Annotated in this window: 24 protein-coding genes and 4 tRNA genes; 20 read left to right on the top strand and 8 right to left on the bottom strand. The window is 68.0% G+C overall.

Going from position 1 to position 23106, the window contains the following annotated elements:
- Positions 1-6 precede the first annotated feature (6 nt).
- The 3 genes from nuoN to ACWCO2_RS07315 all read left to right on the top strand — a co-directional run bounded on the left by nuoN (position 7) and on the right by ACWCO2_RS07315 (position 3769).
- Complete coding sequence (gene nuoN, locus ACWCO2_RS07305; RefSeq protein WP_450126836.1) at positions 7-1560, top strand: NADH-quinone oxidoreductase subunit NuoN; 1554 nt, start codon at positions 7-9, stop codon at positions 1558-1560.
- A 48-nt stretch (positions 1561-1608) separates the two neighbouring features.
- Positions 1609-2637: a polyprenyl synthetase family protein gene (locus ACWCO2_RS07310; RefSeq protein ID WP_450126837.1), complete on the top strand. Its 1029-nt coding sequence runs from the start codon at positions 1609-1611 to the stop codon at positions 2635-2637.
- Between the two features lie 118 nt (positions 2638-2755).
- On the top strand, positions 2756-3769 hold the full coding sequence (locus tag ACWCO2_RS07315; RefSeq protein ID WP_450126838.1) for a sunset domain-containing protein: 1014 nt from the start codon (positions 2756-2758) through the stop codon (positions 3767-3769).
- A gap of 92 nt (positions 3770-3861) precedes the next feature.
- Here the strand turns inward: ACWCO2_RS07315 and ACWCO2_RS07320 are convergent, their stop codons facing one another.
- Positions 3862-4305, bottom strand: a complete 444-nt coding sequence (locus ACWCO2_RS07320) for an Lrp/AsnC family transcriptional regulator (RefSeq protein WP_450126839.1) — start codon at positions 4303-4305, stop codon at positions 3862-3864.
- Between the two features lie 74 nt (positions 4306-4379).
- On the opposite strand from ACWCO2_RS07320, the gene ddaH reads away from it, so the two are divergent.
- A complete protein-coding gene (ddaH, locus tag ACWCO2_RS07325) occupies positions 4380-5234 on the top strand; it encodes a dimethylargininase (RefSeq protein ID WP_450126840.1) in 855 nt (284 codons plus the stop codon).
- Between the two features lie 358 nt (positions 5235-5592).
- On the opposite strand, the gene ACWCO2_RS07330 is transcribed toward ddaH, so the two are convergent.
- Complete coding sequence (locus tag ACWCO2_RS07330) at positions 5593-6492, bottom strand: YceI family protein (RefSeq protein ID WP_450126841.1); 900 nt, start codon at positions 6490-6492, stop codon at positions 5593-5595.
- Between the two features lie 240 nt (positions 6493-6732).
- Here ACWCO2_RS07330 and htpX point away from each other — a divergent pair, with 240 nt between their 5' ends.
- Positions 6733-7605, top strand: coding sequence for a zinc metalloprotease HtpX (gene htpX / locus ACWCO2_RS07335; protein WP_450126865.1), 873 nt, complete (start codon positions 6733-6735; stop codon positions 7603-7605).
- A gap of 120 nt (positions 7606-7725) precedes the next feature.
- On the opposite strand, the gene rfbA is transcribed toward htpX, so the two are convergent.
- From rfbA to ACWCO2_RS07355, 4 genes are all read right to left on the bottom strand, one after another.
- Positions 7726-8601, bottom strand: coding sequence for a glucose-1-phosphate thymidylyltransferase RfbA (gene rfbA / locus ACWCO2_RS07340; protein WP_450126842.1), 876 nt, complete (start codon positions 8599-8601; stop codon positions 7726-7728).
- A 107-nt stretch (positions 8602-8708) separates the two neighbouring features.
- Positions 8709-9197 carry a YajQ family cyclic di-GMP-binding protein gene (locus tag ACWCO2_RS07345; RefSeq protein WP_450126843.1) on the bottom strand — a complete coding sequence of 163 codons (489 nt, stop codon included), beginning with the start codon at positions 9195-9197 and terminating at the stop codon, positions 8709-8711.
- 142 nt (positions 9198-9339) lie between these two features.
- Positions 9340-9421: transfer RNA gene (locus ACWCO2_RS07350), tRNA-Tyr, on the bottom strand.
- A gap of 84 nt (positions 9422-9505) precedes the next feature.
- Positions 9506-9814 carry a hypothetical protein gene (locus tag ACWCO2_RS07355; RefSeq protein ID WP_450126844.1) on the bottom strand — a complete coding sequence of 103 codons (309 nt, stop codon included), beginning with the start codon at positions 9812-9814 and terminating at the stop codon, positions 9506-9508.
- Positions 9815-9893: 79 nt separating this feature from the next.
- On the opposite strand from ACWCO2_RS07355, the gene ACWCO2_RS07360 reads away from it, so the two are divergent.
- From ACWCO2_RS07360 to ACWCO2_RS07395, 8 genes are all read left to right on the top strand, one after another.
- On the top strand, positions 9894-10136 hold the full coding sequence (locus ACWCO2_RS07360) for a hypothetical protein (RefSeq protein ID WP_450126845.1): 243 nt from the start codon (positions 9894-9896) through the stop codon (positions 10134-10136).
- 175 nt (positions 10137-10311) lie between these two features.
- Complete coding sequence (locus ACWCO2_RS07365; protein ID WP_450126846.1) at positions 10312-11295, top strand: alpha/beta fold hydrolase; 984 nt, start codon at positions 10312-10314, stop codon at positions 11293-11295.
- 311 nt (positions 11296-11606) lie between these two features.
- Complete coding sequence (locus tag ACWCO2_RS07370; RefSeq protein ID WP_450126847.1) at positions 11607-14234, top strand: putative bifunctional diguanylate cyclase/phosphodiesterase; 2628 nt, start codon at positions 11607-11609, stop codon at positions 14232-14234.
- A gap of 133 nt (positions 14235-14367) precedes the next feature.
- A tRNA-Thr gene (locus tag ACWCO2_RS07375) sits at positions 14368-14440 on the top strand.
- Between the two features lie 105 nt (positions 14441-14545).
- Positions 14546-14621, top strand: a tRNA-Met gene (locus tag ACWCO2_RS07380).
- A gap of 71 nt (positions 14622-14692) precedes the next feature.
- A complete protein-coding gene (rpmG, locus tag ACWCO2_RS07385) occupies positions 14693-14857 on the top strand; it encodes a 50S ribosomal protein L33 (RefSeq protein WP_093155303.1) in 165 nt (54 codons plus the stop codon).
- A gap of 315 nt (positions 14858-15172) precedes the next feature.
- Complete coding sequence (locus ACWCO2_RS07390; RefSeq protein WP_450126848.1) at positions 15173-15631, top strand: FAS1-like dehydratase domain-containing protein; 459 nt, start codon at positions 15173-15175, stop codon at positions 15629-15631.
- The gene (locus ACWCO2_RS07395; RefSeq protein ID WP_450126849.1) at positions 15631-16056 is read left to right on the top strand and encodes a MaoC family dehydratase; all 426 of its coding nucleotides are present in this window, start codon (positions 15631-15633) and stop codon (positions 16054-16056) included. The genes ACWCO2_RS07390 and ACWCO2_RS07395 overlap by 1 nt, the downstream gene beginning before the upstream one ends.
- 140 nt (positions 16057-16196) lie before the next feature.
- Here ACWCO2_RS07395 and ACWCO2_RS07400 read toward each other — a convergent pair whose 3' ends face one another.
- Positions 16197-17420 (bottom strand): pyridoxal phosphate-dependent aminotransferase, encoded by a 1224-nt coding sequence (locus tag ACWCO2_RS07400; RefSeq protein WP_450126850.1) that lies wholly within the window; start codon positions 17418-17420, stop codon positions 16197-16199.
- Between the two features lie 204 nt (positions 17421-17624).
- On the opposite strand from ACWCO2_RS07400, the gene ACWCO2_RS07405 reads away from it, so the two are divergent.
- The 5 genes from ACWCO2_RS07405 to rplA all read left to right on the top strand — a co-directional run bounded on the left by ACWCO2_RS07405 (position 17625) and on the right by rplA (position 20456).
- Positions 17625-17697, top strand: a tRNA-Trp gene (locus ACWCO2_RS07405).
- A 30-nt stretch (positions 17698-17727) separates the two neighbouring features.
- The gene (gene secE, locus ACWCO2_RS07410; protein ID WP_450126851.1) at positions 17728-18129 is read left to right on the top strand and encodes a preprotein translocase subunit SecE; all 402 of its coding nucleotides are present in this window, start codon (positions 17728-17730) and stop codon (positions 18127-18129) included.
- A 79-nt stretch (positions 18130-18208) separates the two neighbouring features.
- On the top strand, positions 18209-19078 hold the full coding sequence (gene nusG, locus ACWCO2_RS07415; RefSeq protein ID WP_450126852.1) for a transcription termination/antitermination protein NusG: 870 nt from the start codon (positions 18209-18211) through the stop codon (positions 19076-19078).
- 152 nt (positions 19079-19230) lie between these two features.
- A complete protein-coding gene (gene rplK, locus ACWCO2_RS07420) occupies positions 19231-19665 on the top strand; it encodes a 50S ribosomal protein L11 (protein ID WP_450126853.1) in 435 nt (144 codons plus the stop codon).
- 80 nt (positions 19666-19745) lie between these two features.
- Entirely contained in the window at positions 19746-20456 is a 711-nt protein-coding gene (gene rplA, locus ACWCO2_RS07425) for a 50S ribosomal protein L1 (RefSeq protein WP_450126854.1), read from the top strand.
- 154 nt (positions 20457-20610) lie between these two features.
- Here rplA and ACWCO2_RS07430 read toward each other — a convergent pair whose 3' ends face one another.
- Complete coding sequence (locus ACWCO2_RS07430) at positions 20611-21417, bottom strand: hypothetical protein (RefSeq protein ID WP_450126855.1); 807 nt, start codon at positions 21415-21417, stop codon at positions 20611-20613.
- 325 nt (positions 21418-21742) lie between these two features.
- Here ACWCO2_RS07430 and rplJ point away from each other — a divergent pair, with 325 nt between their 5' ends.
- Together rplJ and rplL are read left to right on the top strand one after the other, a co-directional pair.
- Entirely contained in the window at positions 21743-22270 is a 528-nt protein-coding gene (gene rplJ / locus ACWCO2_RS07435) for a 50S ribosomal protein L10 (RefSeq protein ID WP_450126856.1), read from the top strand.
- Positions 22271-22357: 87 nt separating this feature from the next.
- The gene (gene rplL / locus ACWCO2_RS07440; protein ID WP_450126857.1) at positions 22358-22738 is read left to right on the top strand and encodes a 50S ribosomal protein L7/L12; all 381 of its coding nucleotides are present in this window, start codon (positions 22358-22360) and stop codon (positions 22736-22738) included.
- Positions 22739-23106: the final 368 nt, after the last annotated feature.

Raw genomic sequence — 23106 nt, forward strand, 5'->3', positions numbered from 1 at the left:
GGTGTCTTGAGCGCGCAGGCGCAGTCCGTGGAGATCCCGCCGATCGACTACGCCGCGATCGCCCCGATCCTGATCGTGCTCGGCGCGGCCTGCCTGGCGATCCTGGTCGAGGCGTTCCTGCCGCGGCACCAGCGCTGGCCGGTCCAGGTCGGGCTGAGCCTGGTGTCGATCGTGGTCGCGGGAGTGGCGCTGGCGGTCTACGCCCGCTCGAGCGGCACCGGGGTGACCACGCTGTCGGACACCCTGGCGATCGACCCGCCGACCCTGTTCCTGTGGGGCACCCTGCTCGCGCTCGGCCTGGCCGCGATCCTGCTGATCGCGGACCGCTCGGTGGAGCCCGGCGGCGCGTTCGTCGCCGAATCCCGGCCGGTCGAAGGACCGGGCACCATGAGCCGCGCCGCTGCTGCGGTGTCCGGCATGCGCACCGAGGTCTTCCCGCTCGCGCTGTTCTCCCTCAGCGGGATGATGGTGTTCATCGCGGCGAACGACCTGCTGACCATGTTCATCGCGTTGGAGGTCCTGAGCCTCCCGCTGTACCTGATGTGCGGTCTGGCCAAGCGTCGTCGACTGCTCTCGCAGGAATCGGCGGTGAAGTACTTCCTGCTCGGCGCCTTCGCCTCGGCGTTCTTCCTCTACGGCCTGGCGCTGCTGTACGGCTACGCGGGTTCGGTGAAGCTGCAGGCCATCGCCGACGCCACGGCCGGCTCCGACCGCTCGGACACGCTGCTGTTCGCCGGGCTCGGCCTGCTGCTGGTGGGTCTGCTGTTCAAGGCCTCGGTCGGCCCGTTCCACACCTGGACGCCGGACGTCTACCAGGGCGCGCCGACCGCGGTGACCGGATTCATGGCGGCCTGCACCAAGGTCGCGGCCTTCGGCGGGATCCTGCGCGTGCTGCAGGTCGCGTTCCAGGCGTCGAGCTGGGAGTGGAAGGGCGTGCTGTGGGCCATCGCGATCGCCTCGATGGTCATCGGCGTGGTACTCGGCCTCACCCAGCGCGACATCAAGCGGATGATCGCCTACTCCTCGGTGGCGCACGCCGGGTTCATGTTGATCGGTTCGGTGACGCTGACCGAGCGCGGCCTGTCCGGCACGCTGTTCTACCTGCTGGCCTACGGGTTCACCACGATCGCCGTGTTCGGTGTGATCAGCCTCGTCCGCCGGTCCGATGGTGAGGCAACTCACCTGTCCGACTGGGCCGGTCTCGCCAAGCGCTCCCCGCTGGTCGCCGGGGTGTTCACCTTCCTGCTGTTCGCCCTCGCCGGCATCCCGCTGACGAGCGGTTTCGTCGGGAAGTTCGTCGTTTTCGAGGCGGCGCTGGCCGACGGGATGGCTCCGCTGGTGGTGGTGGCCCTGGTGGCCAGTGCGGTTGCCGCGTTCTTCTACCTTCGTGTCATCGTGCTGATGTACTTCAGCGAACCCGCTGCGGACGGCCCCACCGTCAGCGTTCCGGGTGCGTTCACGACAGCTGCGATCACGCTCGGTGTGGTCGTCACGCTGTTGCTGGGCGTGCTGCCGACCTTGGCGCTGGACTGGGCGAACGTCGGTGGCTTCGTGTCGTAGAGTGCACGCCGGTAGGGCGATCGTTGGGGGAGCGAAGGCGACGGTGACGTGAGCAGTCCAGCGAGTGACCCGATCAGCGAGCTGATCAAGGGCAGGGGGATCGGGATCGACATCGCCGACTCGGCGTTGTCGGACTCGGTGCAGCAGGGCATCGAGCATGTGGAGCAGTTGCTGCGCGAGTCGGTGCAGAGCGACTTCGATTTCGCCACCCGGACTTCGCTGCACCTGGTGGATGCGGGCGGCAAGCGGTTCCGGCCGCTGTTCACCCTGCTGGCCGCGCAGTTCGGCGACCCGCACGCGGACGAGGTGATCAAGTCCGCCGCGGTGGTCGAGATGATCCACCTGGCCACGCTCTACCACGACGACGTGATGGACGAGGCGACCATGCGGCGCGGCGCGACCAGCGCCAACGCCCGCTGGGACAACTCGATCGCCATCCTGACCGGGGACTTCCTGTTCGCGCAGGCGTCGGCGCTGATCGCCGACCTCGGCGCGGAAGCGGTCCGCGACATGGCGCGCACCTTCGAGCTGCTGGTGACCGGCCAGATGCGGGAGACCGTCGGGGTCGGCCCGGACGAGGACGCGGTCGAGTTCTACCTGCGGGTCGTCTACGAGAAGACCGGTTCGCTGATCGCCACCGCTGGCCGGTTCGGCGCGTGGTTCTCCGGTGCGGACGAGGCGACCATCGAGTCGCTGGACCGGATCGGCCGGCTGATCGGCATCGGGTTCCAGATCTCCGACGACATCATCGACATCGCCTCGCCGGCCGACGAGTCCGGCAAGACGCCGGGCACCGACCTCCGCGAAGGCGTGCGCACGCTGCCGATGCTGTACGCGCTGGCCGACCCGGACACCGACCCGCGACTGCGAGACCTGCTGTCGCGCGCGCTGTCCGAGGAGGCCGAGGTGTACGAGGCGCTGGACCTGCTGCGCGCGTCGAACGGTCTGGAGCGCACTCGGGCCACTTTGGACGAATTCGCTGGCGACGCCCGCAAGGAACTCGCCTCGCTGCCGGACACCCCGGCCCGCGAAGCGCTGTCGACGCTGGTCGACTACGTGGTGGCGCGGACTCGCTGACCTGCGGAGACCCGGTCTGCGCGATCACGAGCCGATCACACCGCCTCGCCGCGGTGGTGCTCCGTGGTAGGTATGCCGGGAACGGCGCCGCCGGAGCCCGTGAGGAGGGACATCTCTCGTGATCACCTGGCTGTTCACCCAGGTGTGGCTGTGGAGCCTCGCAGCGTTCGCGCTCGGCGCCCTGATCACCTGGCTGTTGTTCGTCCGCCCGCTGCAGCGGCGCCTGGCCGAGTACGCCGAGGAGTACTCGGACTACGACTACGACCGGGACAGCGGCTACGACGAGCCGGGCACCGTGCAGGAGCCGCTGGACCTACTGCACCGGCCGCAGGCCTCGGACGAGCCGCTGGACCTGCTGCACCGGCTGCAGGCCTCGGACGAGCCGCCGATCGGTGACTGGGACCGCCCGCCGCGCGCGTGGGCCGACCCGCGCCTGCGCCAGGTGAAGGACGAGGACACCGAGAACACCTGGTTCCGCAAGTGGGACGAGGAAGAACCGGATGGCACGCCGGACATCGCGGTGACCGCCGTGCAGCCGCGCGTTTCCCCGGCTGCGGAGCACGGCCCGGACACGGACGTCTGGGTCGCGCCGGAGGCTGACGAGTCCGCCGCGTCTGCTGAGGACACCGCGGTCACGCCGGTTCCATCTGACTCGGAAGTTGTTGAGAGCTCGCCGGAGCCCGACGCGGCGGTGACGCCCGTCGAGCGGGAACCGGAGCCGCCGTGGTTCTCCGGGAAGTTGGACGACGACGGCGGGGAGCGCCTGTCCGGCCAGCTTCGGTCGCTGTTCGAGTCGGTGGAGTCGAAGAGCGAGTCGGAGACGCCGTACGTGCCGCCGGTCGGCGCTGAGGCGACGAAGGTCATGCCCGAGGCCACCGACGAGGGCGATGCTGACGGCGTTGGTGAGGCGGTGCCGCTCCCGCAGCGCACGCCGGGCGCGAGCCCGCACCCCGGGCGCGACAGCGGCTGGACGTACGGCCCGATGATCAAGGGCCACTCGGCGTCCCGCCAGTACCACTCGCCGGACTCGCCGCAGTACGACGACATCGTCGCCGACGTCTGGTTCCGCTCCGCCGCGGATGCCGAGATCGCCGGCTTCGAACCCTGGAACGGCCAGCGCGCCCGCGACTGACGCTCAGGTTGGTCGTTTCCTTTGCAACGCCGGAGGCGTTTGGCCCTAGCAACTCGCACCGCCACGCAAAACGCGCTCGGCGATGAGTGTTCTCAGTCGGGCTGGGGCTGGCGCTCCAGCAGCCGGGAGAGCACGACGGTGGAGACCGTTCGGCTGACGAAGTCGACCGCGCGCAGGCGCTCCATCGCTTCTTCCAGGTGGTGGATGTTCGCCGCGCGCAGGTGCACGATCGCGTCCGCCTGCCCCGAGACGGTGTAGGCCGCCACGACCTCCGGGAGCGGTTCCAGGCCGGTGCGGATCCGGTGCGCCGGGACGTTGCCGTTGCAGTGCACCTCGACGAACGCCTCGGTGCCCCAGCCCAGCGCCTCCGGGTCCACGACCGCGGTGAATCCTTGCAGCACGCCCAAGTCCAGCAGTTTGTCCACCCGCCGCTTCACCGCAGGCGCGGACAGACCGACCTCCGCGCCGATCTCGGCGTAGCTGGCCCGTGCGTCCGCAACCAGGTGCGAAATGATCCGTTGATCCAAGGCGTCCATACGCAACATTCTGCCGCAAATGTCGAACGTAGCGTTGTTGATGGCCGCTCCAGGCACCGCTTACATTTCGATTCATGACGGTCATCGCCGAGCAGGCTGCCCAAACGATCCAGTCACCGCAGGCCACGCCGCGGCACTACCTGATGTGCCCGCCCAAGTACTTCACCGTCGAGTACTCGATCAACCCCTGGATGGATCCGGGAACCTCAGTGGACGCCGACCGCGCGATGATCCAGTGGGACGAGCTCAAGCGCACCTACGAGCGCCTCGGCCACACCGTCGACGTCATCGAGCCCCAGCCGGGCCTGCCGGACATGGTCTTCGCCGCCAACTCGGGCACCGTGATCGACGGCCGGGTGCTCGGCGCCCGGTTCCGCGCCCCGCAGCGGGCCGCTGAGGCCGAGCACTTCCGCCGCTGGTTCACCACCCGCGGCTACCGCGACCTGGTGATGCCGTCCCGGATCAACGAGGCCGAGGGCGACTTCGCCTGGACCGGGCGAGTGTTGCTGGCCGGCAGCGGTTTCCGCACCGACCCGGCGGCGCACGCCGAGGCGCAGGAAGTGCTGGGCGTTCCGGTGGTGTCGCTGCGCCTGGTCGACCCGCGCTACTACCACCTGGACACCGCGCTGTTCGTGCTGCGGCGAGGCGTGGACGCGCGGATCGCTTACTACCCGGGGGCGTTCTCCGACGGATCGCGCCGCGTGCTGGAGCGGATGTTCCCCGACGCGGTGATCGCGAACGCCACCGATGCGGCCTGCCTAGGCCTGAACGGCGTCTCCGACGGCAGGAACGTGGTGCTCCCGGCGGAGGCCACGGAACTGGCCGCGCAGCTGGCCGACCGCGGTTACGAGCCGATCCTGGTGGACATCTCTGAGCTCCGGAAATCGGGCGGCGGCCCCAAGTGCTGCACGCTCGAACTGCACGCCTGACCGAGGGGGCAGGGGAAACGAAGGGTGCCGCATCCGCGGTGCCCTTCGTTCTGTCTCCCCGCAAGTTCCATTGAAATCGAACGTCCGATTTCATTGAGGTTTTCCAGGCTCGTTTTGCGTGGCGGTGCGGGTGGCGGAACCTCAGACGCCGCCTGGCTGCGGGATCCCGTTTTTGTGTATGTCCAATACACGGCAAACGGGCTGTCCTCGTCAGGCGGCGTCTGAGAACCCGCGGTGGTGCCGGTTGCGGGGGTGGGCTATGCGCCTGCGGCGCATGCGACCTTCGTCGCGCGGTGTCGGTCGTGCTTCGCGGTCACCAGCCGGACAGGATGAAATAGGCTCAATAATGGAACTTGCGTCACTCCATGACGGCTTGGACGCCGAGCTCGATGTCGATCGTCGGGCCGACCACGGCGATTCCCTTGGCCAGAGTGGCCTTCCAGTCCACCGCGTAGTCCTCGCGGCGCAGCGTCGCCTTGGAGTGGCAGGCCACTCGCAGGTCGCCGTCGAAGCCCGGGCCCTGCCACTTGCGCTGACCTAGGTAGGTCGTCTCCAGCTCGACCGGCCGGGTGGTGCCGCGCAGTGTCAGGTGCCCGCTGATCGACCAGCGGTCCGCCCGCAGGTGGGTGAACCGGTTGCTGGTGAACCGGATGTGCGGGTGGTTGTCCACGTCGAAGAAGTCCGCCGAGCGCAGGTGGTCGTCGCGCATCTTGACGCCGGTCTCGATGCTCGCCGCGTTGATCGCCACCTCGATCCGGGAGTCCTCGAAGCGCTCCTCGACCTGCACGACGCCGTCGAACTCCTTGAACATGCCGTGGATCTTGGACATGCCGATGTGCGGGGCCACGAACCGGATTTCGGTGTGGTACGGGTCGAACCGGTAGCGGCCGGGCAGCGGCGGCTCCAGCGATTCGTCCGGCGTCAGCTGGACGGTGCCGAGCTGGAGGTGCCGGTTGATGCCGACCTCCACCTGGGTGGTGTAGCGGCGGTAGCCGCCCGCGCTGATGGACAGCCGGTGCTCGCCGGGGGAGACCGAGGTGGCGAAACTGCCGTAGCTGTCGGTCACGCCGTGCGCGGTCTGCTGGTTGAGCCGGCCCTTCAGCGTCACGACGGCGCCGGGCAGCAGCTGGCCTCGTTCGTCCTGCACCTGGAAGGTGACCACCCCGCTGTCCAGCGGAGTGGGGAGAATGCTGGAGACGCCGGGTCGCGACGAGCCGCTCTTGCCCGCCGAACGCCGCCGCAACTTGGCGAAGATCATTTGGATCCCTCCTGTCCGACCGCCGAGCGCGGTGGGCACAGTTTTATTTTCAACTACCGGCGGGTCATGCTAGATCGAGTTGGTGCGTCGGCTCCCGTTGCCTTCGGCACATCTGCCCAGCGGAACTACGAGTCGCGCCTGCTCGTTCTCTGAGTGACCTTCGAACAGATCGGGGAGATCGCCCGCTGCGGCGATCTGAAGGCGTCGGCCCCAGTCGGGCCTTTGGTGGAGGCAGGCACGGTGCACAGTCACTTCAACGGTTTGAAAACGGCGTTGCTGCTGGGCGGTATGAGCGCGCTGGTGCTGCTCATCGGATCGCTGTTCGGGCGGACCGGGTTGGTGGTCGGCCTGATCGTCGCGCTCGCCATGAACGGCTACGCCTACTTCAACTCGGCGAACCTGGCCCTGCGCGCGATGCACGCCAGGCCGGTGTCGGAAGCCGAACAGCCCGCGATGTACCGGATCGTCCGGGAGCTGGCGACTTCGGCCAAGCAGCCGATGCCCACGCTCTACGTCAGCCCGACCAGCGCCCCGAACGCCTTCGCCACCGGCCGGAACCCGCGTAACGCCGCGGTGTGCTGCACGGCCGGGATCCTGGAGCTGCTCAACGAGCGCGAGCTGCGCGCGGTGCTCGGGCACGAGCTCTCGCACGTGTACAACCGGGACATCCTGATCTCCAGCGTGGCCGGAGCGCTGGCCAGCGTGGTGACCTTCCTGGCCAACTTCGGGATGTTCTTCGGCATGTCCGGCCGGGGCGAGAACCGCCCCAACCCGATCGCGATGTTGCTCGTCGCGCTGGTCGGTCCGATCGCGGCGGCGGTGGTGCAGATGGCGGTCAGCCGCTCCCGCGAGTACCAGGCCGACCAGTCCGGGGCCTCGCTCACCGGCGATCCGCTGGCGCTGGCCTCAGCCCTGCGGAAGTTGGAGCGCGGCACCCAGCAGGCGCCGCTGGCGCCGGAACCGAAGCTGGTGGCGCAGTCCCACCTGATGATCGCCAACCCGTTCCGCCCCGGCGAGCGGATGACCCGGATGTTCTCCACCCACCCCCCGATCGCGGACCGAGTCCGTCGCCTCGAGGGCATGGCAGGCCACCAACTCCCCCCGTCCTGGTGACCGGGCAATCCACAGTTTCAATTGAAACTGTGGATCTTCGTGGGTGGGATTTACAGTTTCAATTGAAACTGTAAACCTTGGTCACCCCGCCGGGTGAGGGATGGAGAGGGCGGGGCTTGGTCAGGCGCCGGAGCGGCGGGCTACGTCCATGACGTACTGGCCGTAGCCGGACTTGGCGAGGCGGGCGCCGAGGTCGTAGCAGGCGTCCGCGGAGATGTAGCCCATCCGGAGCGCGATCTCCTCCAGGCAGGCGATCCGCACGCCCTGGCGGTGTTCCAGCACCTGCACGAACTGGCCTGCTTCGACCAGGGAATCGTGCGTGCCGGTGTCCAGCCATGCGAAGCCGCGGCCCAGCGAGGTCAGCCGGGCTCGGCCTTCGCGCAGGTAGGCGAGGTTGACGTCGGTGATCTCCAGCTCGCCGCGCGCTGACGGGGTCAGGCCCTTGGCGATGTCCACCACGTCGTTGTCGTAGAAGTACAGCCCGGTGATGGCCATATTGGACTTCGGCTCGACCGGCTTCTCCACGATCGACACCAGGCGGCCGTCGTCGCCGACCTCGCCGACGCCGTAGCGCTCCGGGTCGCGCACCGGGTAGCCGAACAGCGTGCAGCCGTCGAGATCGCGCACGCACTGCTGGAGGATCCCGGAGAAGCCCTGCCCGTAGAAGATGTTGTCGCCAAGCACCAGGGCCACCGGGTCGTCACCGACGAAGTCGGCGCCGATCACGAAGGCCTCGGCGAGTCCGTTGGGTTCGGGTTGCTCGGCGTAGGAGAGCTCGATGCCGAACTGGGAGCCGTCGCCGAGCAGCCGCTGGAACAGCAGCATGTCGGCCGGGGTGGAGATGAGCAGCACGTCCCGGATCCCGGCCAGCATCAGTACGGAGAGCGGGTAGTAGATCATCGGCTTGTCGTAGACCGGCAGCAGCTGCTTGGACACGACCTGCGTCAACGGGTGCAGCCGCGTCCCGCTGCCTCCGGCCAGCACGATCCCCTTCACCCGAGCACCTCCCGCTCGAACACCAACAAAGCCACCGTCCGGCCGCCGCTGGCCAGTCTCCGTGAGCACTTTGGGCTGCTGCAGCGACCCAAAGTGCTCACGGGTCTTCAGCGGTAGTTCTCGAACTGAAGGGCCACGTCGAAGTCGGTGGACTTCAGGAGCTGGATGACTTCCTGGAGGTCGTCCTTCTTCTTGCCCGAAACGCGGAGCTGCTCGCCCTGGATCTGCGCCTGGACGCCCTTGGGGCCCTCGTCGCGGATCTTCTTCGAGATCTTCTTCGCCACGTCCTGCGAGATGCCCTGCACGATCTTGCCGGAGGCCTTGTAGATCTGGCCCGAGCTGGCCGGCTCGCCCATGTCCAGGGCCTTCAGCGAGAGGCCGCGCTTGATCAGCTTCTCCTTGAAGACGTCGATCGCGGCCTTGCAGCGCTCCTCAGTCTCGGACTCCACCGCCACGGCCTCACCGGACCACTGGATCTTGGTGCCGGTGCCGCGGAAGTCGAACCGGTTGGCGAGTTCCTTGGCCGCCTGGTTGAGCGCGTTGTCCACCTCTTGGTGGTCCACCTTGCTCACCACGTCGAAGGACGGGTTTGCCACGTGTCTTACCTCCCGTTGAGACGCAGCCTCGTGTCGTGCGAACACGCTACCGGGTGCGGCGGAGGCAGGGCGGGCTCGCACCGCACCCCGCCCAACAAAGAACCGACCCCGTGACCTGCTGGTCACGGGGTCGGTTGGCGTGTGCCAGGTGGAGGATTCGAACCTCCGAAGGCAATGCCGGCTGATTTACAGTCAGCTCCCTTTGGCCGCTCGGGCAACCTGGCGTGCGCACCAGCTGCGCTGGCTTGCGAAAAAAATACTACAACCTCACGTCCACCCGTTTTCGCCGGGGGTGGTGTTGCGGGTGTTCAGCCCTGTCCGAGATCGAGGACCAGCGCGTTGGCCTGCGCGGAACCGGCGTCCAGCGCGGTGCGCGCATCCTCCGGCAAGCTGCCCCGGAAGTCCGGTCCGGCCGCTTTGATCAGGACCATCAGCCGCTTGGCCAGTCCGCGGGCCTGGGTGAGGCGGATCGCGTCGGCGGCCAGGATCTGCTGCGAGGCGGTGAGCATCTCGCGGTAGCGGCGGTTGATCTCGGCGTGCTGATCGATGACTTCGAACGCTCGCCCGAGGTCCGTGAGTTCCGCCGTGTTGACCTGGACGAAGTACGGATCGAGCACGAGATTGCAGCGTACGCGAGGTGTGGCGCATTGACGGCAGGACTGCCGGATGTGTGGTTCGTCCGGCTAGCCTGAGCGCATGGCCATCGACCGGGCGGCCCGCGCGAAGCGGCGGCAGGAGCAGCGAGCAGTTGCGCCGCGGGAGGTCGAGCCGCGCCCGGCCGGGTCGGCGGTCCTGGGGGTCGAAGGCCTGTTCAGCGCGGGCGCGAAGCACCAGCTGGAGCACCTGGCCTGGGTGGAAGTGGTCAAGGAGGACGAACGCGAGTCCGGCGGTCCGCTGGACCTCGAATCCGACGTGATCCGCCTCGATCCCCGAGACTGATGCTTCACCCGATTCGCGGTCGAATGCGGTGACGATCACATTCCCGCGCGCCCCCTGACGCGTCCATATCGCAGCATCAGCGCAGGCCAGACAGGTTGCGCGCGTCCACGAGGACCAAGTGCGGGCCTGCTCCCGGTCGATGCGAGAGGTCCCGTTCACTCCGTATGTTCGAAGTGTGCCTTCGAGCGCTCCATCCACCCCAGGGTCCGCCGCCGACGTCGGCCCCGGCTACCGTGAACAGCTCTACTGGCTGCGCTATCAGGACTTCTTCCCCGGTGCTCTGCAGGTCACCGCGGAGAACGCGCCGGCCGAGCAGTGGTGGTCGTGGCGGGACGTCAAGGTGCACGTCGACCGCGTCGAGCGCGAGAACGCGCCGACCAAGCTGATCGCCTTGCACGGCATCGGCACCTACGGTCGGATGCTCGCGCCGTACGGGCGGCTGCCCTCGCTGTCCGACTTCGAGTTCATCGCCCCCGACCTGCCCGGCTTCGGTCTCACCAGCGCGTCCCGGCGCGGCACCACCTACCAGGACTGGGTGGACTGCGTGCGCGACCTGGTGCGGCTGGAGCGCTCCCGCGACGACCGGCCGATCGTGCTGCTCGGCATGAGCACCGGCGGTCGCCTGGCCTACGACGTCGCCGCGCGCTCCGGCGGTGCGGTGGCCGGTGTGATCGCTACTTGCCTGGTCGACCCGCAGCGCAGCGAGGCCCGCCGTCGCCTGGCCGCCCGGCCGGAGATGGCCCGGTGGTCCGGCCTGCTCGGGCTGGTGCCCGGTCCGCTGTCGGTCGCGCGGGTGCCGACGCACTGGCTGGCCAACATCGCCGCGGTGTCCAACCACGCCCAGCTGGCCAACCTGGTGTGGACCGATCCCGTCGGTGGCGGCAGCTGGCTGGCGCTCGGTTTCATCCGCAGCTGCCTCGCCGCGTCGCCCGCAGTCCCGCCGGAAGCGTTCGACGGCCCGCCGCTCCTGCTGGCGCACCCGGCCGACGACCACTGGACCCCTCCGCTGCTGTCCCAGCGGTTCTTCGACCGGATCAGCGGGCCCACCCGATCCGCAGAGCTGGCCGGCGCCGGTCACCTGCCGGTCGAGGAATCCGGCCTGGCCGACCTCGATCGGGCCGTTCGGGACTTCCTGGACGAATTCGGACTACAGCAGTGACCTTCGGTGATTGGCGTGCGCGGACGGTGTGCGTCGATTTGGTTGCTGCGGGGATGCTCACAGGATCTTCGCGGTCGGCGTGCTGAGCCCAACGAACGATGTTGCTCGAGTGACGCACGTGAATACCTGCAGGTCAAGTCCCGATCTCGGGCGGAGATGTCCGGACCAATGACCGGCACCGGTGCTGCGGCCCACGTCCGCCGGGTGCGACGCGGGCCATTCGCCCCTGGCCAAGGCGTGCTGGCGTGCGTCACGATCGTGCGCGGCGTTTTCGTGGTGCGCCCGTGCAGGTCGGGCGGGGAGGAGCGTGGATGATCGGGCGTCACCGCTCCCTCGGTTCACAGGCCGAACTGGAGCCGGCGCGGCCACCGGTGCGCCCTGAAGTCGACCCGGCCCGGCGCCGGGTGTTCGCGGGCTTCTCCTTCATGGTCCTGGCCGCCGGTGTGCTGGCCTCAGCCCTGACCTCGGCCTGGCTGCCCTTCCACTACCGCTCCGACCTGTTGTTCCTCGGTCCGCTGCTGGCCATGGGTTTCCTGCTGGCCGAGCAGCTGACCATCGACGTGGACGTCAAGCGGGTCGGCTGGACGATCTCCTTCACCGAGATCCCGCTGATCCTCGCCCTGCTCACGGTCCCGTTCGAAGTGGCGCTGGCGGCGAACCTGCTGGCCGGGCTGGGCGCGCAGGTAGGCCGCCGCGCGGGCACCCACGTCGCCTACAACGCCGGGGTCATGTGCCTGGAGATCGCGGTGCCGTTCGCGGTCGCCCACGGGGTCAACCAGGTGCTGATGACGGTCGCCCCGGTCTGGTTCGGCCCGGTCGTGGGCACGCTGACCTCATCGTTGATCAGCTGCGGATTCGCGCTCGCCGCGCTGCACGTGCTGGGCGGCGCCATGCGGGTTTCCGCCGGGGCGCGCTTGGCGGTGCGCACGCTGGCCGTCGGCCTGCTGAACACCTCGGTCGGCCTGGTCAGCTACGAGGTCGCGCTGAGCACGCCGTGGGGCTGGCTGCTGGTGGCGCTGGTCGCCGCGGCCGTGATCGGCCTGTACCGGGCTTACTCCGACCTGATGCGCGAACAGCGCGATCTCGAAGCGCTCAGCGACGTGAGCCTGAGCGTGGCTCGCTATGGACAGCGCAGCGCGCAGGGGCCGAGCGAATCCGCGGACCTGGAGCCCGAGGCGGGGGAGTGGGAACCCGTTGCCGAGCGGATCCGGGAGCAGCTCAACGCCACCCGCGTGGTCTTGCGCTTGCGGCTGGATCCCAGCGGCGAGGTGAGCACGCTCGTCTCTGGTGAGCAGCTGCCGGACGCTGCCTGGCAGGCCGCTCCGTCGGCGCTGCGAGACGATCCGCTGCTGCAACTTCCCGGCAGCCAGGTGCGTTCGTTCAAGACGCTCGAAGCCCCCGAGGAAGTGCGGCGCGCACTGCGGCAGCGCGGCGCGTACGAGGCGCTGGCCGTCCCGCTGCGCGGCGCCACGCAGCTACTCGGAGCCGTCGAGGTGCACGACCGGGTCAGCCGCTGGCGCGGCTTCGGCCGGACTGACGTGCGACTGCTGCACACGCTGGCCAGTCACCTCGCGACCGCGATGGACAACCGCCGCCTGCTCGCGCGGCTGCGCCACGACGCCTACCACGATCCGCTGACCGGGCTGCTCAACCGAACCGGGTTCCGCGAGATGGCCGCGGAGGAGCTGCGCAACGGCCGCACCGCGGTCGTGCTGCGCATCGACCTCGACGTGCTCACCACGGTCAGCGAAGCCCTCGGTTACACCTGGGGCGACCGGATGGTCGTCGCCGCCGGGCAACGAATGCGCGAGGAGCTGGGCGAAGCCCCGCTGGCCCGCCTGGAAGCCAACTCCTTCGCGGTGCTCCTGCTGAATCGCAGCGAAGCCCAAGCCCACGAGGTAGCGCAGCACCTGCGCGAGACGATCGCCCGTCCGTATCCGCTGGACCGGATAGTGGTGGAGGCGGCTGGCATCGCCGGGTACGCCTCGTCCGCGCCGGCCGACGGCGAGTGCGAGAACGACATCGACACCTTGCTGCAGCGCGCGGACGTCGCAGTGCGCGCGGCGCGCAACGGCGAGGACGGGGTCCGCGGCTACGCGCCCGCGATGGGACAGGTCTTCCTTCGCCGGTTCCAGCTGGTCACCCAGTTCCGGCAGGCGTTGGACACCGGCCAGGTCGAGGTCCACTACCAGCCCAAGGTGGCGCTGCCCGAGCGCCGCGTCGTCGGTGCCGAAGCCCTGGTGCGCTGGTCGCACCCGGAGTACGGGCGACTGGACCCGGACGAGTTCGTGCCGCTGGTCGAGGCGACCGGCCTGGTCGACGCGCTCACTTCGTTCGTCATGGAGTGCGCGCTGATCAAGATCCGGCAGTGGCTGGACGTCGGCCTGCGGATGTCGGTGGCGGTGAACCTCTCGGTGCGCAACCTTGCCGACGAGACCTTCCCGGACCGCGTCGCCGAGGCGTTGCTGCGCCACGACATCCCGCCCGAGCTGCTGACCTTCGAGCTGACCGAGTCCAGCGTGATGGCCGACCCGGAGAGGTCGCTGCCAGTCCTGCGGCGGCTGCACGCGATGGGCGTGGTGCTGGCGGTGGACGACTTCGGCACCGGCTACTCGTCGCTGGCCTACCTGCGGCAGCTGCCGGTGGACGAGGTGAAGATCGACAAGAGCTTCGTGCTCGGCATGGGCACCGACCTGGGTGACATGGCCGTGGTCCGCTCGATCGTCGAGCTGGGCCACTCCCTGGACCTCGCGGTGGTCGCCGAAGGCGTCGAGGACGACGCAGCGCGCGATCTGCTGGTGGAGATGGGCTGCGACGTGGCGCAGGGTTACCTGATCTCCCGGCCGCTGTCCGAAGAGCGGTTCGAGGCGTGGCTGCAGGCCCGCACCAAACGAGGAATCGGCTCCCGATCGGAGACCGTCCTCACACTCCTGCACTGAGCCCGGGTTTGCCGCCCAGAACGTCTTCTGGAGCCGAAAAACCAGCCCTGACCAGTGTTTTCACTGAAAAGGTACCCCCCTGTTCTAGGCCCCTCCGGCGGTGTGTAAAGTTCTAGACGTTCCGCAGGGACACGCCCCAATAGCTCAGTCGGCAGAGCGTCTCCATGGTAAGGAGAAGGTCTACGGTTCGATTCCGTATTGGGGCTCGAAAGACAGCCGCAGTGCTCGCTAAACTAGGTGCTGTGGCTGTTTTGCGTGGGATATCCTGCGTCGGCTGAGGCTCCCGGTGTTCGCACCGAAGGTCTCGGCATGGCGGTGTAGCTCAGTCGGTAGAGCAAGCGGCTCATAATCGCTGTGTCGCCGGTTCAAGTCCGGCCACCGCTACCAGTCACCGGCTCCCGCGGGCCCGCCCGCGAGCCGTCCCAGCAGATTACCGAGGCAGAAAGGCAGGCACCTCCGTGGCCGCCACCGACGTCCGACCCAAGATCACGCTGGCGTGCGAGGAGTGCAAGCACCGCAACTACATCACCAACAAGAACCGGCGTAACAACCCGGACCGCTTGGAGATGAAGAAGTTCTGCATGAACTGCGGTACGCACAAGCTCCACAAGGAGACCCGCTGACCGCGTAATGCGATGGAAGCGCTCTGCTCGCGCAGGGCGCTTCGCCTTTTCGCATGACGTGTGTTGATCGTGGGGGCCGAGCCCCCGCGGGCCCCCACGGTGCGGTGGTTGCCTCCCGCCGGCTCCTCACGGGGGCGCAGTACCCGACCTGCTCACCGACCAGCAGGTCAAAGCTTCTAGCCCGTCCCCGACATCCGGGGGCGGGCTTTTTCATGTCCAGCTCCGTGTGGGTCTGATCTGTGGGGAGGGGCACGATTCCGGGTCTGTGCTGGTCGGTGGGGTAGGGGGTCTTCTGGGGTCCGGTAGCCTGCTCGGGTGCCGCTTGACCAGTCTTTTATCGGACGTGAGTATCCGCCTACCGCTGCTTACGAGGTGGGCCGCGAGAAGATTCGGGAGTTCGCCTCCGCCATCAAGGACGACTCCCCGCTGTACCGGGACGCCGAGGCCGCGAAGGCCGCCGGGTACCCCGACGTGATCGCTCCGCCGACCTTCGCCGTGATCCTCTCGATGGGCGCGCACGACGCGATCGTCGAGGATCCGCAGCTCGGCCTGGACTACAGCCGGGTCGTGCACGGGCAGCAGGAGTTCACCCACCATCGGCCGATCCGGGCCGGCGACCGGTTGGTCACCGTCGTGCACGTGGACGACATCAAGGCGCGCGCGGGCAACGACTTCCTGACCGTTCGGGCCGAGATCACCACTGTTGGGGGCGAGCCGGTGTGCACCGCGAAGTCGATGCTGGTGGCTCGCGGCGCCGGGGAGGGCGAGGCGTGATGAAGGTGCGGATTTCCGAGGTCGCCGTCGGCGACCAGCTGCCCGAGCTGAGCGTTCCGCTCACCCGCGTGGACCTGGTCCGCTACGCGGGAGCCTCCGGCGACTTCAACCCGATCCACTGGAACGAGCGGTTCGCCACCGAGGTCGGGCTGCCGAACGTGATCGCGCACGGCATGCTCACGATGGCCGTCGCCGGACGGCTGGTCAGCGAGTGGACCGGTGACCCGGGCGCGATCGTCCACTACGGAGTGCGCTTCACCCGCCCCGTCGTGGTGCCCGACGACGGCACCGGTGCGCAGGTGAACATCGCCGGCAAGATCTCGAAGATCAACGATGACGGTACGGTCAAGGTCACCATCACGGCCAAGAGCGCGGACCAGGGCGTCCTCGGCGGCGCCACCGCCACCGTCCGCCTCCCCCAGTAGGGCGAGCCCCGCACACGATCTGGTGAGCGGTGAAGGGCACCTCCTAGCAAGCCCACCCGTCGCCCGAGCGTCACCCCCAAGGAGGCGCTTCGCGCACGGCGTTGAACGGGCCCGAAGGTGTCCTTCACCGCTTTCGTGAGCTACTTGGCTTCGGCGAGGAGGTCGCCCAGACGGGTTACGCCGGTGATCAGGTCGTCGTCGCCCAAGGCGTAGGAGAGGCGGAAGTAGCCGGGGGTGCCGAAGGCTTCGCCCGGGACTACTGCGACCTCGGCCTGTTCGAGGGCGAGGCTTGCCAGTTCGACGCTGGTTTGGGGGTGGGCGCCTCGGATTTCCTTGCCCAGGAGGGCTTTCACCGAGGGGTAGGCGTAGAACGCGCCCTGGGGTTCGGGGCAGCTGACTCCGGGGATCGCTGAGAGGAGTTCGACGATCTTGCGGCGTCGGCGGTCGAAGGCCGCTCGCATCTCGTGGACGGCGTCCAGGGGACCGCTGACGGCCTCCAGAGCGGCTCGTTGGGAGACGTTGGCGACGTTGGACGACAGGTGCGATTGGAGGTTCGTCGCCGCCTTGACCACGTCCTGCGGGCCGATCATCCAGCCCACCCGCCAGCCGGTCATGGCGTAGGTCTTGGCGACGCCGTTGAGCACCACGCAGGTGTCCGCCAGCTCAGGAACGACCGTGGGCATCGACACGTGCTGGGCGTCGCCGTAGACCAGGTGCTCGTAGATCTCGTCGGTGATCACCCAGATGCCGTGCTCGACGGCCCAGCGCCCGATCGCCTCGACCTGCTCCGGCGGGTAGATCGCCCCGGTCGGGTTGGACGGCGAGTTGAACAGCAGGACCTTCGTGCGGGGCGTGCGCGCCGCCTCCAGCTGGTCGACCGACACCAGGTAGCCGGTCGACTCGTCGGCCGGGATGACCACCGGAATTCCACCCGGCAGGGTGATCGCCTCCGGGTAGGTCGTCCAGTACGGCGCGGGCAGCAGCACCTCGTCGCCCGGGTCCAGCAGGGTCTGGAACGCCTGGTAAACGGCTTGCTTGCCGCCGTTGGTGACCAGCACCTGGCCGGGCTCGACGGCGTAGCCGGAGTCCCGGCGGGTCTTGGCGGCGATGGCTTCGCGCAGCTCCGGCAGGCCTGCGGCCGGGCTGTACCGGTGATTCTTCGGGTCGCGGCAGGCGGCGATGGCGGCTTCCACGATCGGTTGAGGTGTCGGGAAGTCGGGTTCGCCGGCGCCGAACCCGATCACCGGACGTCCGGCCGCCTTGAGCGCCTTCGCCTTGGTGTCCACGGCCAGGGTGGCGGACTCGCTGATGCCGCCGATTCTCTCCGACACCCGGGTCTGGTTCTCCGCGTCAGGTGGAGTCATGGCAGCATGGTGGCAGAAAGTGGTCATCGACACGCTCCTCACCTGCGGCGGAGATGTTCTTCGCGCGACACGGGGGGTGCCGTTGGAAAGCGGCTGTCGGCGTGCCGTACACTTTCGAACTTGGGATGCCTGAGCACACCGTGGAACCCCGGTTCCATGGCGGTTACGGGTGTCCCGGACTGCGGTCGAGCTCTTGGGCCGCAAAGGGGTGTAGCTCAATTGGCAGAGCAGCGGTCTCCAAAACCGCAGGTTGCAGGTTCAAGTCCTGTCACCCCTGCGTCGATGCGACGGTGAGCGGAGGATTGGCGTGAGCGAGGACCGCGAGCAGGAGCAGGGCGGGGCGCGCGATAACGCCAACCGTCCGTCCAGCGCTGCGGCGCGGCGCGAGCGCCGTGCTTCCTCCCGTCCGACCGGCCGCAAGGGCCGGTCCGGAGAGTCGGGTTCCGGCTCGACGCGCACAACTGAGTCGAAGGGTCGGCCGACCCCATCCCGGGACGGTCGGCAGGGTCGGGTTTCGCTGTTCCGCAAGATGGGACGCTTCCTGCGCGAGGTCGTCGGCGAACTGCGCAAGGTCATCTGGCCGACGCGCAAGGCGCTGATGACCTACACGCTCGTGGTGCTGGTGTTCGTCAGCATTATGGTGGCGTTCGTGTCCGGCGTGGACGTGCTCTTCGCCAAGGGCGTGGACTGGCTGTTCGGCTCCGGCTGAACCTTCGGGCCCGCGCTTTAGGTGGTGCCGGCGGACCAACGACCCGGCACGCAACGCACGAGAGGAAGCGAGACCGACTGTGACCTCCCACGAGGGCCAGGAAACCACCGGCCTCACCGACGAGCAGGTGCAGCCAGCGGCCGATGAGGTCAAGGCGGCCGCGGACTCGGTCGACGCAGTCGAGTCCGCCGGTTCCGCCGACGACGCTGAGGCGCCGGCCGACACCGAGACCGACGCTGACGACAACGCTGCCGACGAGTCCGAGGCTGCTGCCGACGCCACCGACGAGGCTGCTGCGGACGAGTCCGGTGAGGGCGAGTCCGACGAGGGCGAGGAGCCCGACCCGGTCGAGGAGCTGCGCACCGCACTGCGCCGCGCGCCCGGCGACTGGTACGTCGTGCACTCCTACGCCGGCTACGAGAACAAGGTCAAGACCAACCTCGAGACGCGTGCTCAGACGCTGGACGTCGAGGACTTCATCTTCCAGGTCGAGGTGCCGACCGAAGAGGTCACCGAGATCAAGAACGGCCAGCGCAAGCTCGTGCAGCGCAAGGTGCTGCCCGGCTACATCCTGGTCCGGATGGAGCTCAACGACGCGTCCTGGAGCGCGGTGCGCAACACGCCGGGGGTCACCGGTTTCGTCGGCGCTACTTCCAAGCCGTCGCCGCTGACCATCGACGACGTGCTGAAGTTCCTCGCGCCGCAGGTGGAGGAGAAGAAGGCCGAGCCGGGCAAGAAGGCCGCTGGCGCTGCTCCGACCGCCAAGCCCGCGGTGGAGGTCGACTTCGAGGTCGGCGAGTCCGTCACCGTCATGGACGGGCCGTTCGCGACCCTTCCCGCGACCATCAATGAGGTCAACCCGGACGCCCAGAAGCTCAAGGTCCTGGTGTCGATCTTCGGCCGCGAAACGCCGGTTGAGCTGTCGTTCAACCAGGTTTCCAAGATCTGACCGGGCTCCCTCTGGGAGCACGGCGGCTGCGCGTGGATCTGGCAGGACCGCGCGCAGAAGCGGGCGATGCCACCGTCTCGTGGTCTCGCCAGATTCGGCTCCGCCACTAGGCGGGGCCGGGTAAACGGATAGCGAAGACACAGGAAGCAAACATGCCGCCCAAGAAGAAGAAGCTGGCAGCGATCATCAAGCTGCAGATCCAGGCGGGCCAGGCCAACCCGGCTCCGCCGGTCGGCCCCGCGCTGGGTCAGCACGGCGTCAACATCATGGAGTTCTGCAAGGCGTACAACGCCGCGACCGAGCAGCAGCGTGGCAACGTTGTCCCGGTCGAGATCTCCGTTTACGAAGACCGGTCCTTCACCTTCAAGCTGAAGACCCCGCCGGCCGCCCGGCTGCTGCTGAAGGCAGCTGGCGTGCAGAAGGGCAGCGGCGAGCCGCACAAGACCAAGGTCGGCAAGGTCTCCATGGACCAGGTTCGCGAGATCGCGCAGACCAAGATGGAAGACCTCAACGCCAACGACATCGACCAGGCCGCGAAGATCATCGCTGGTACTGCCCGGTCGATGGGCCTGACGGTCGAGGGCTGACCAAGCCGGAAACGGCAGTGTGGGAGGGCTCCAGCGCAGCCCGACCAACCACAACTGATCCACCGCTGATAGGGACAGAAATGGCTAAGCGCAGCAAGGCATATGAGCAGGCGGCCGAGCTGATCGACCGAGCGCGGCTTTACGCGCCGTCGGAAGCCGCCGAGCTCGCGAAGAAGACTTCCAAGGTCAAGTACGACGCCACCGTTGAGGTGGCGCTGCGGCTGGGCGTCGACCCCCGCAAGGCAGACCAGATGGTCCGCGGCACCGTGAACCTGCCGCACGGCACTGGTAAGACTGCCCGCGTCATCGTGTTCGCCGTCGGCGACAAGGCCGCTGAGGCCGAGGCCGCTGGCGCGGACGTGGTTGGTTCCGAGGACCTGATCGAGCGCATTCAGGGCGGCTGGCTCGATTTCGACGCGGCGATCGCCACCCCGGACCAGATGGCCAAGGTCGGCAAGGTGGCGCGGATCCTGGGTCCGCGTGGCCTGATGCCGAACCCGAAGACCGGCACCGTCACCCCGAACGTCACCAAGGCGGTCGCGGACATCAAGGGCGGTAAGATCAACTTCCGCGTTGACAAGCAGGCCAACCTGCACTTCATCATCGGCAAGGCGTCGTTCGACACCGAGAAGCTGGTGGAGAACTACGCGGCCGCGCTGGAGGAGATCCTGCGTGCCAAGCCGTCGGCGTCGAAGGGCAAGTACCTGAAGAAGGTCACCTTCACCACGACGATGGGCCCGGGCATCCCGGTCGACCCGAACGTGACCCGCGGTATCGCGGCTTCCGCCTGATCCCGCAATCCCGCTGAAAGGGCGGGCCGACCCACTCGGGTTGGCCCGCCCTTTCGCGTTCCCACCTGCAAAAACGTTCCGCCGCCACTCCACGCCTGGCGAAGCGTCATTCGGGAGGGGAGGGGTGCCAATTTCTCGCGAAATTGGCACTTTGTCAGGGGCAGGTGGCGGTGTGGAGGCTGTAGGCGCTGATCGCCCAGCCTCCGTCTTGTTGCTGGGTGAGTTTGAAGCTGCCCAGCTGGGGGCCGCCCTTCGCCTGGATGCGGCAGCCGTGCACCACTGCTTCCCGACCGGTCATGTCGATCGCGTCGTAGCCGATCTTCGGGTTCGCGTACGCGTTCCGGTCGGTGATCTGGTCGTGCACCTTCTGAGCTGCGGCGGCGCAATCGGGGGCTTGGTTGGCGACGGCGAAGCCGTTCGCGCCCGCCGAGTCGAACGAGCCGCACGCGAGCGTCGGGTCGTCGCCGCGCAGGAAGTTGTAGACGTCGAACAGAGCGTATTCCGGGGTCGGAGCCTTCCGCGGGACCGGGCGGACCGGGGGTTGTCCGGGGCTGACGGGTTCCGAGCTCTGGCTGCTGCCGAAGTAGTAGTCGTAGGCGTAGTTGAGGAGCAGGAAGAATACGAGCAGGTAGATCAGGCGGCGGACGAACTTGTAGCGGAGGAGGCCGAGGGCCTTCTTCCACCAGGGCTTCTCCGGTTTCTCCGCGGGCTTGGCGCCGGTGGGCGGGACCGCGAGGTCGCCGCCCTGGGCTTCCTGCCACTTCTGGAACTCCTGGAACTTCTGGAATTGCTGGAACTGGCGGAATTGCTCGTCGTCGATCGGCTGCGCCGACTTGGCCGGTTGCGGGTCGGGTGCGGCGACGACCTCGCTCTCCACCACCTCGGCGTCGACGACGTCGGCGGGGCGGGACTTGTCCGGCAGGTTGGAGCCGGCCTCTGGCGACTCGTGCTGATCAGCCACGCCCCACATGATGCCCGTCAGTGCGCCCGAGGTCACCACTGGTGATCCCGTCGGCTGCTGTCAAGGGGTGGGTGCGAGCTGCTCGGAAGCCTCGAGTACTCTTGAGGAGGTTCCACCCAAGACCGCTGGTCTTCTCCGTGCCCCGTTGGGGTTCGGGGAACGAAGGTCCCGTGAGATGCGGGCGGCCCGCGCAGGAGGGACGAGGCTACGCGTGCGCGCTCTGCGCGCCCATGATCTTTACGCCCCGTGCTTTCTGCGCCGGGGCGTTTTGTCGTCTCAGGACCGACTGGATGCGGATCACAGTCGGAGATAGAGAGGAGGCGACATGGCGAAACCCGACAAGGTCGATGCGGTCTCCGAGATCGCTGAGAAGTTCAACACTTCGACCGCTGCGGTCGTGACCGAGTACCGCGGGCTGTCCATGGCGCAGCTGTCCCAGCTGCGCCATGCCCTCGGTGCGGGCGCGACGTACCGTGTCGCGAAGAACACGCTGGTCAAGCGTGCCGCCGAGCAGTCGGGCGTCGAAGGACTCGACGACCTGTTCGTCGGCCCGACCGCGATCGCCTTCATCGAGGGCGAGCCGGTCGACGCCGCCAAGGCCCTGAAGGAGTTCACCAAGGACAACCAGTCCCTGGTGATCAAGGGCGGTTACATGGACGGCCGCGCGCTGTCCGTGTCCGAGGTCGAGAGCATCGCCGACCTCGACTCGCGCGAGGTCACGCTGTCCAAGCTGGCCGGTGCGATGAAGGCCAAGATGGGCCAGGCCGCCGCGCTGTTCGCCGCGCCGGCGTCCCAGGTGGCTCGGTTGGCCGCTGCTCTGCAGGACAAGAAGGGCAGCGACGCCGACGCCTGAGTCCCCCGTGGATGCAGTTGTCGGTCGCAAGAACTCCCCTCCCGGGTGCCGTCGGCGCTCGGGGACTGAACTGAAAGGAACGCCGCCGTGGCGAAGCTGAGCAACGAAGAGCTGTTGGACGTCTTCAAGGAGATGACCCTCCTGGAGCTGTCGGAGTTCGTGAAGCAGTTCGAGGAGACCTTCGACGTCACCGCCGCCGCTCCGGCCGCCGTCGTGGCCGCCCCGGGCGCCGCTGCTCCGGTCGCTGAGGAGCAGGACGAGTTCGACGTCATCATCGAGGGCGCCGGCGAGAAGAAGATCCAGGTCATCAAGGTCGTCCGCGAGATCGTCTCCGGCCTGGGCCTGAAGGAGGCCAAGGAGCTGGTCGAGGGCGCTCCGAAGGCGATCCTGGAGAAGGTCGAGAAGGAGAAGGCCGAAGAGGCCAAGACCAAGCTGGAAGAGGCTGGCGCCTCCGTCTCCCTCAAGTGAGCTGAAAAGGAGTGAGCGGAGTCCTTCGCTCCTCCTGACTCACGGTGAAAGGACGGGTACCCGCGGTTGCGGGTGCCCGTCCTTTTTGCTTCCTGGAATTGTGGATTCCGGTCTTTCGGACGAATCCAGATTGCTCGGCAATTCCATTGAGCCTATTTCATCCTGTCCGGCTGGTGACCGCGAAGCACGACCGACACCGCGCGTCGCGGGTCGCATGCGCCGCAGGCGCATAGCCCACCCCCGCAACCGCCACCGCCGCGGGTTCTCAGACGCCGCCTGGCGAGGACAGCCCGTTTGCCGTGTATTGGACATACATAAAAACGGGATCCCGCAGCCAGGCGGCGTCTGAGGTTCCGCCACCCGCACCG

Source organism: Saccharopolyspora sp. NPDC002376 (genome assembly GCF_053593195.1).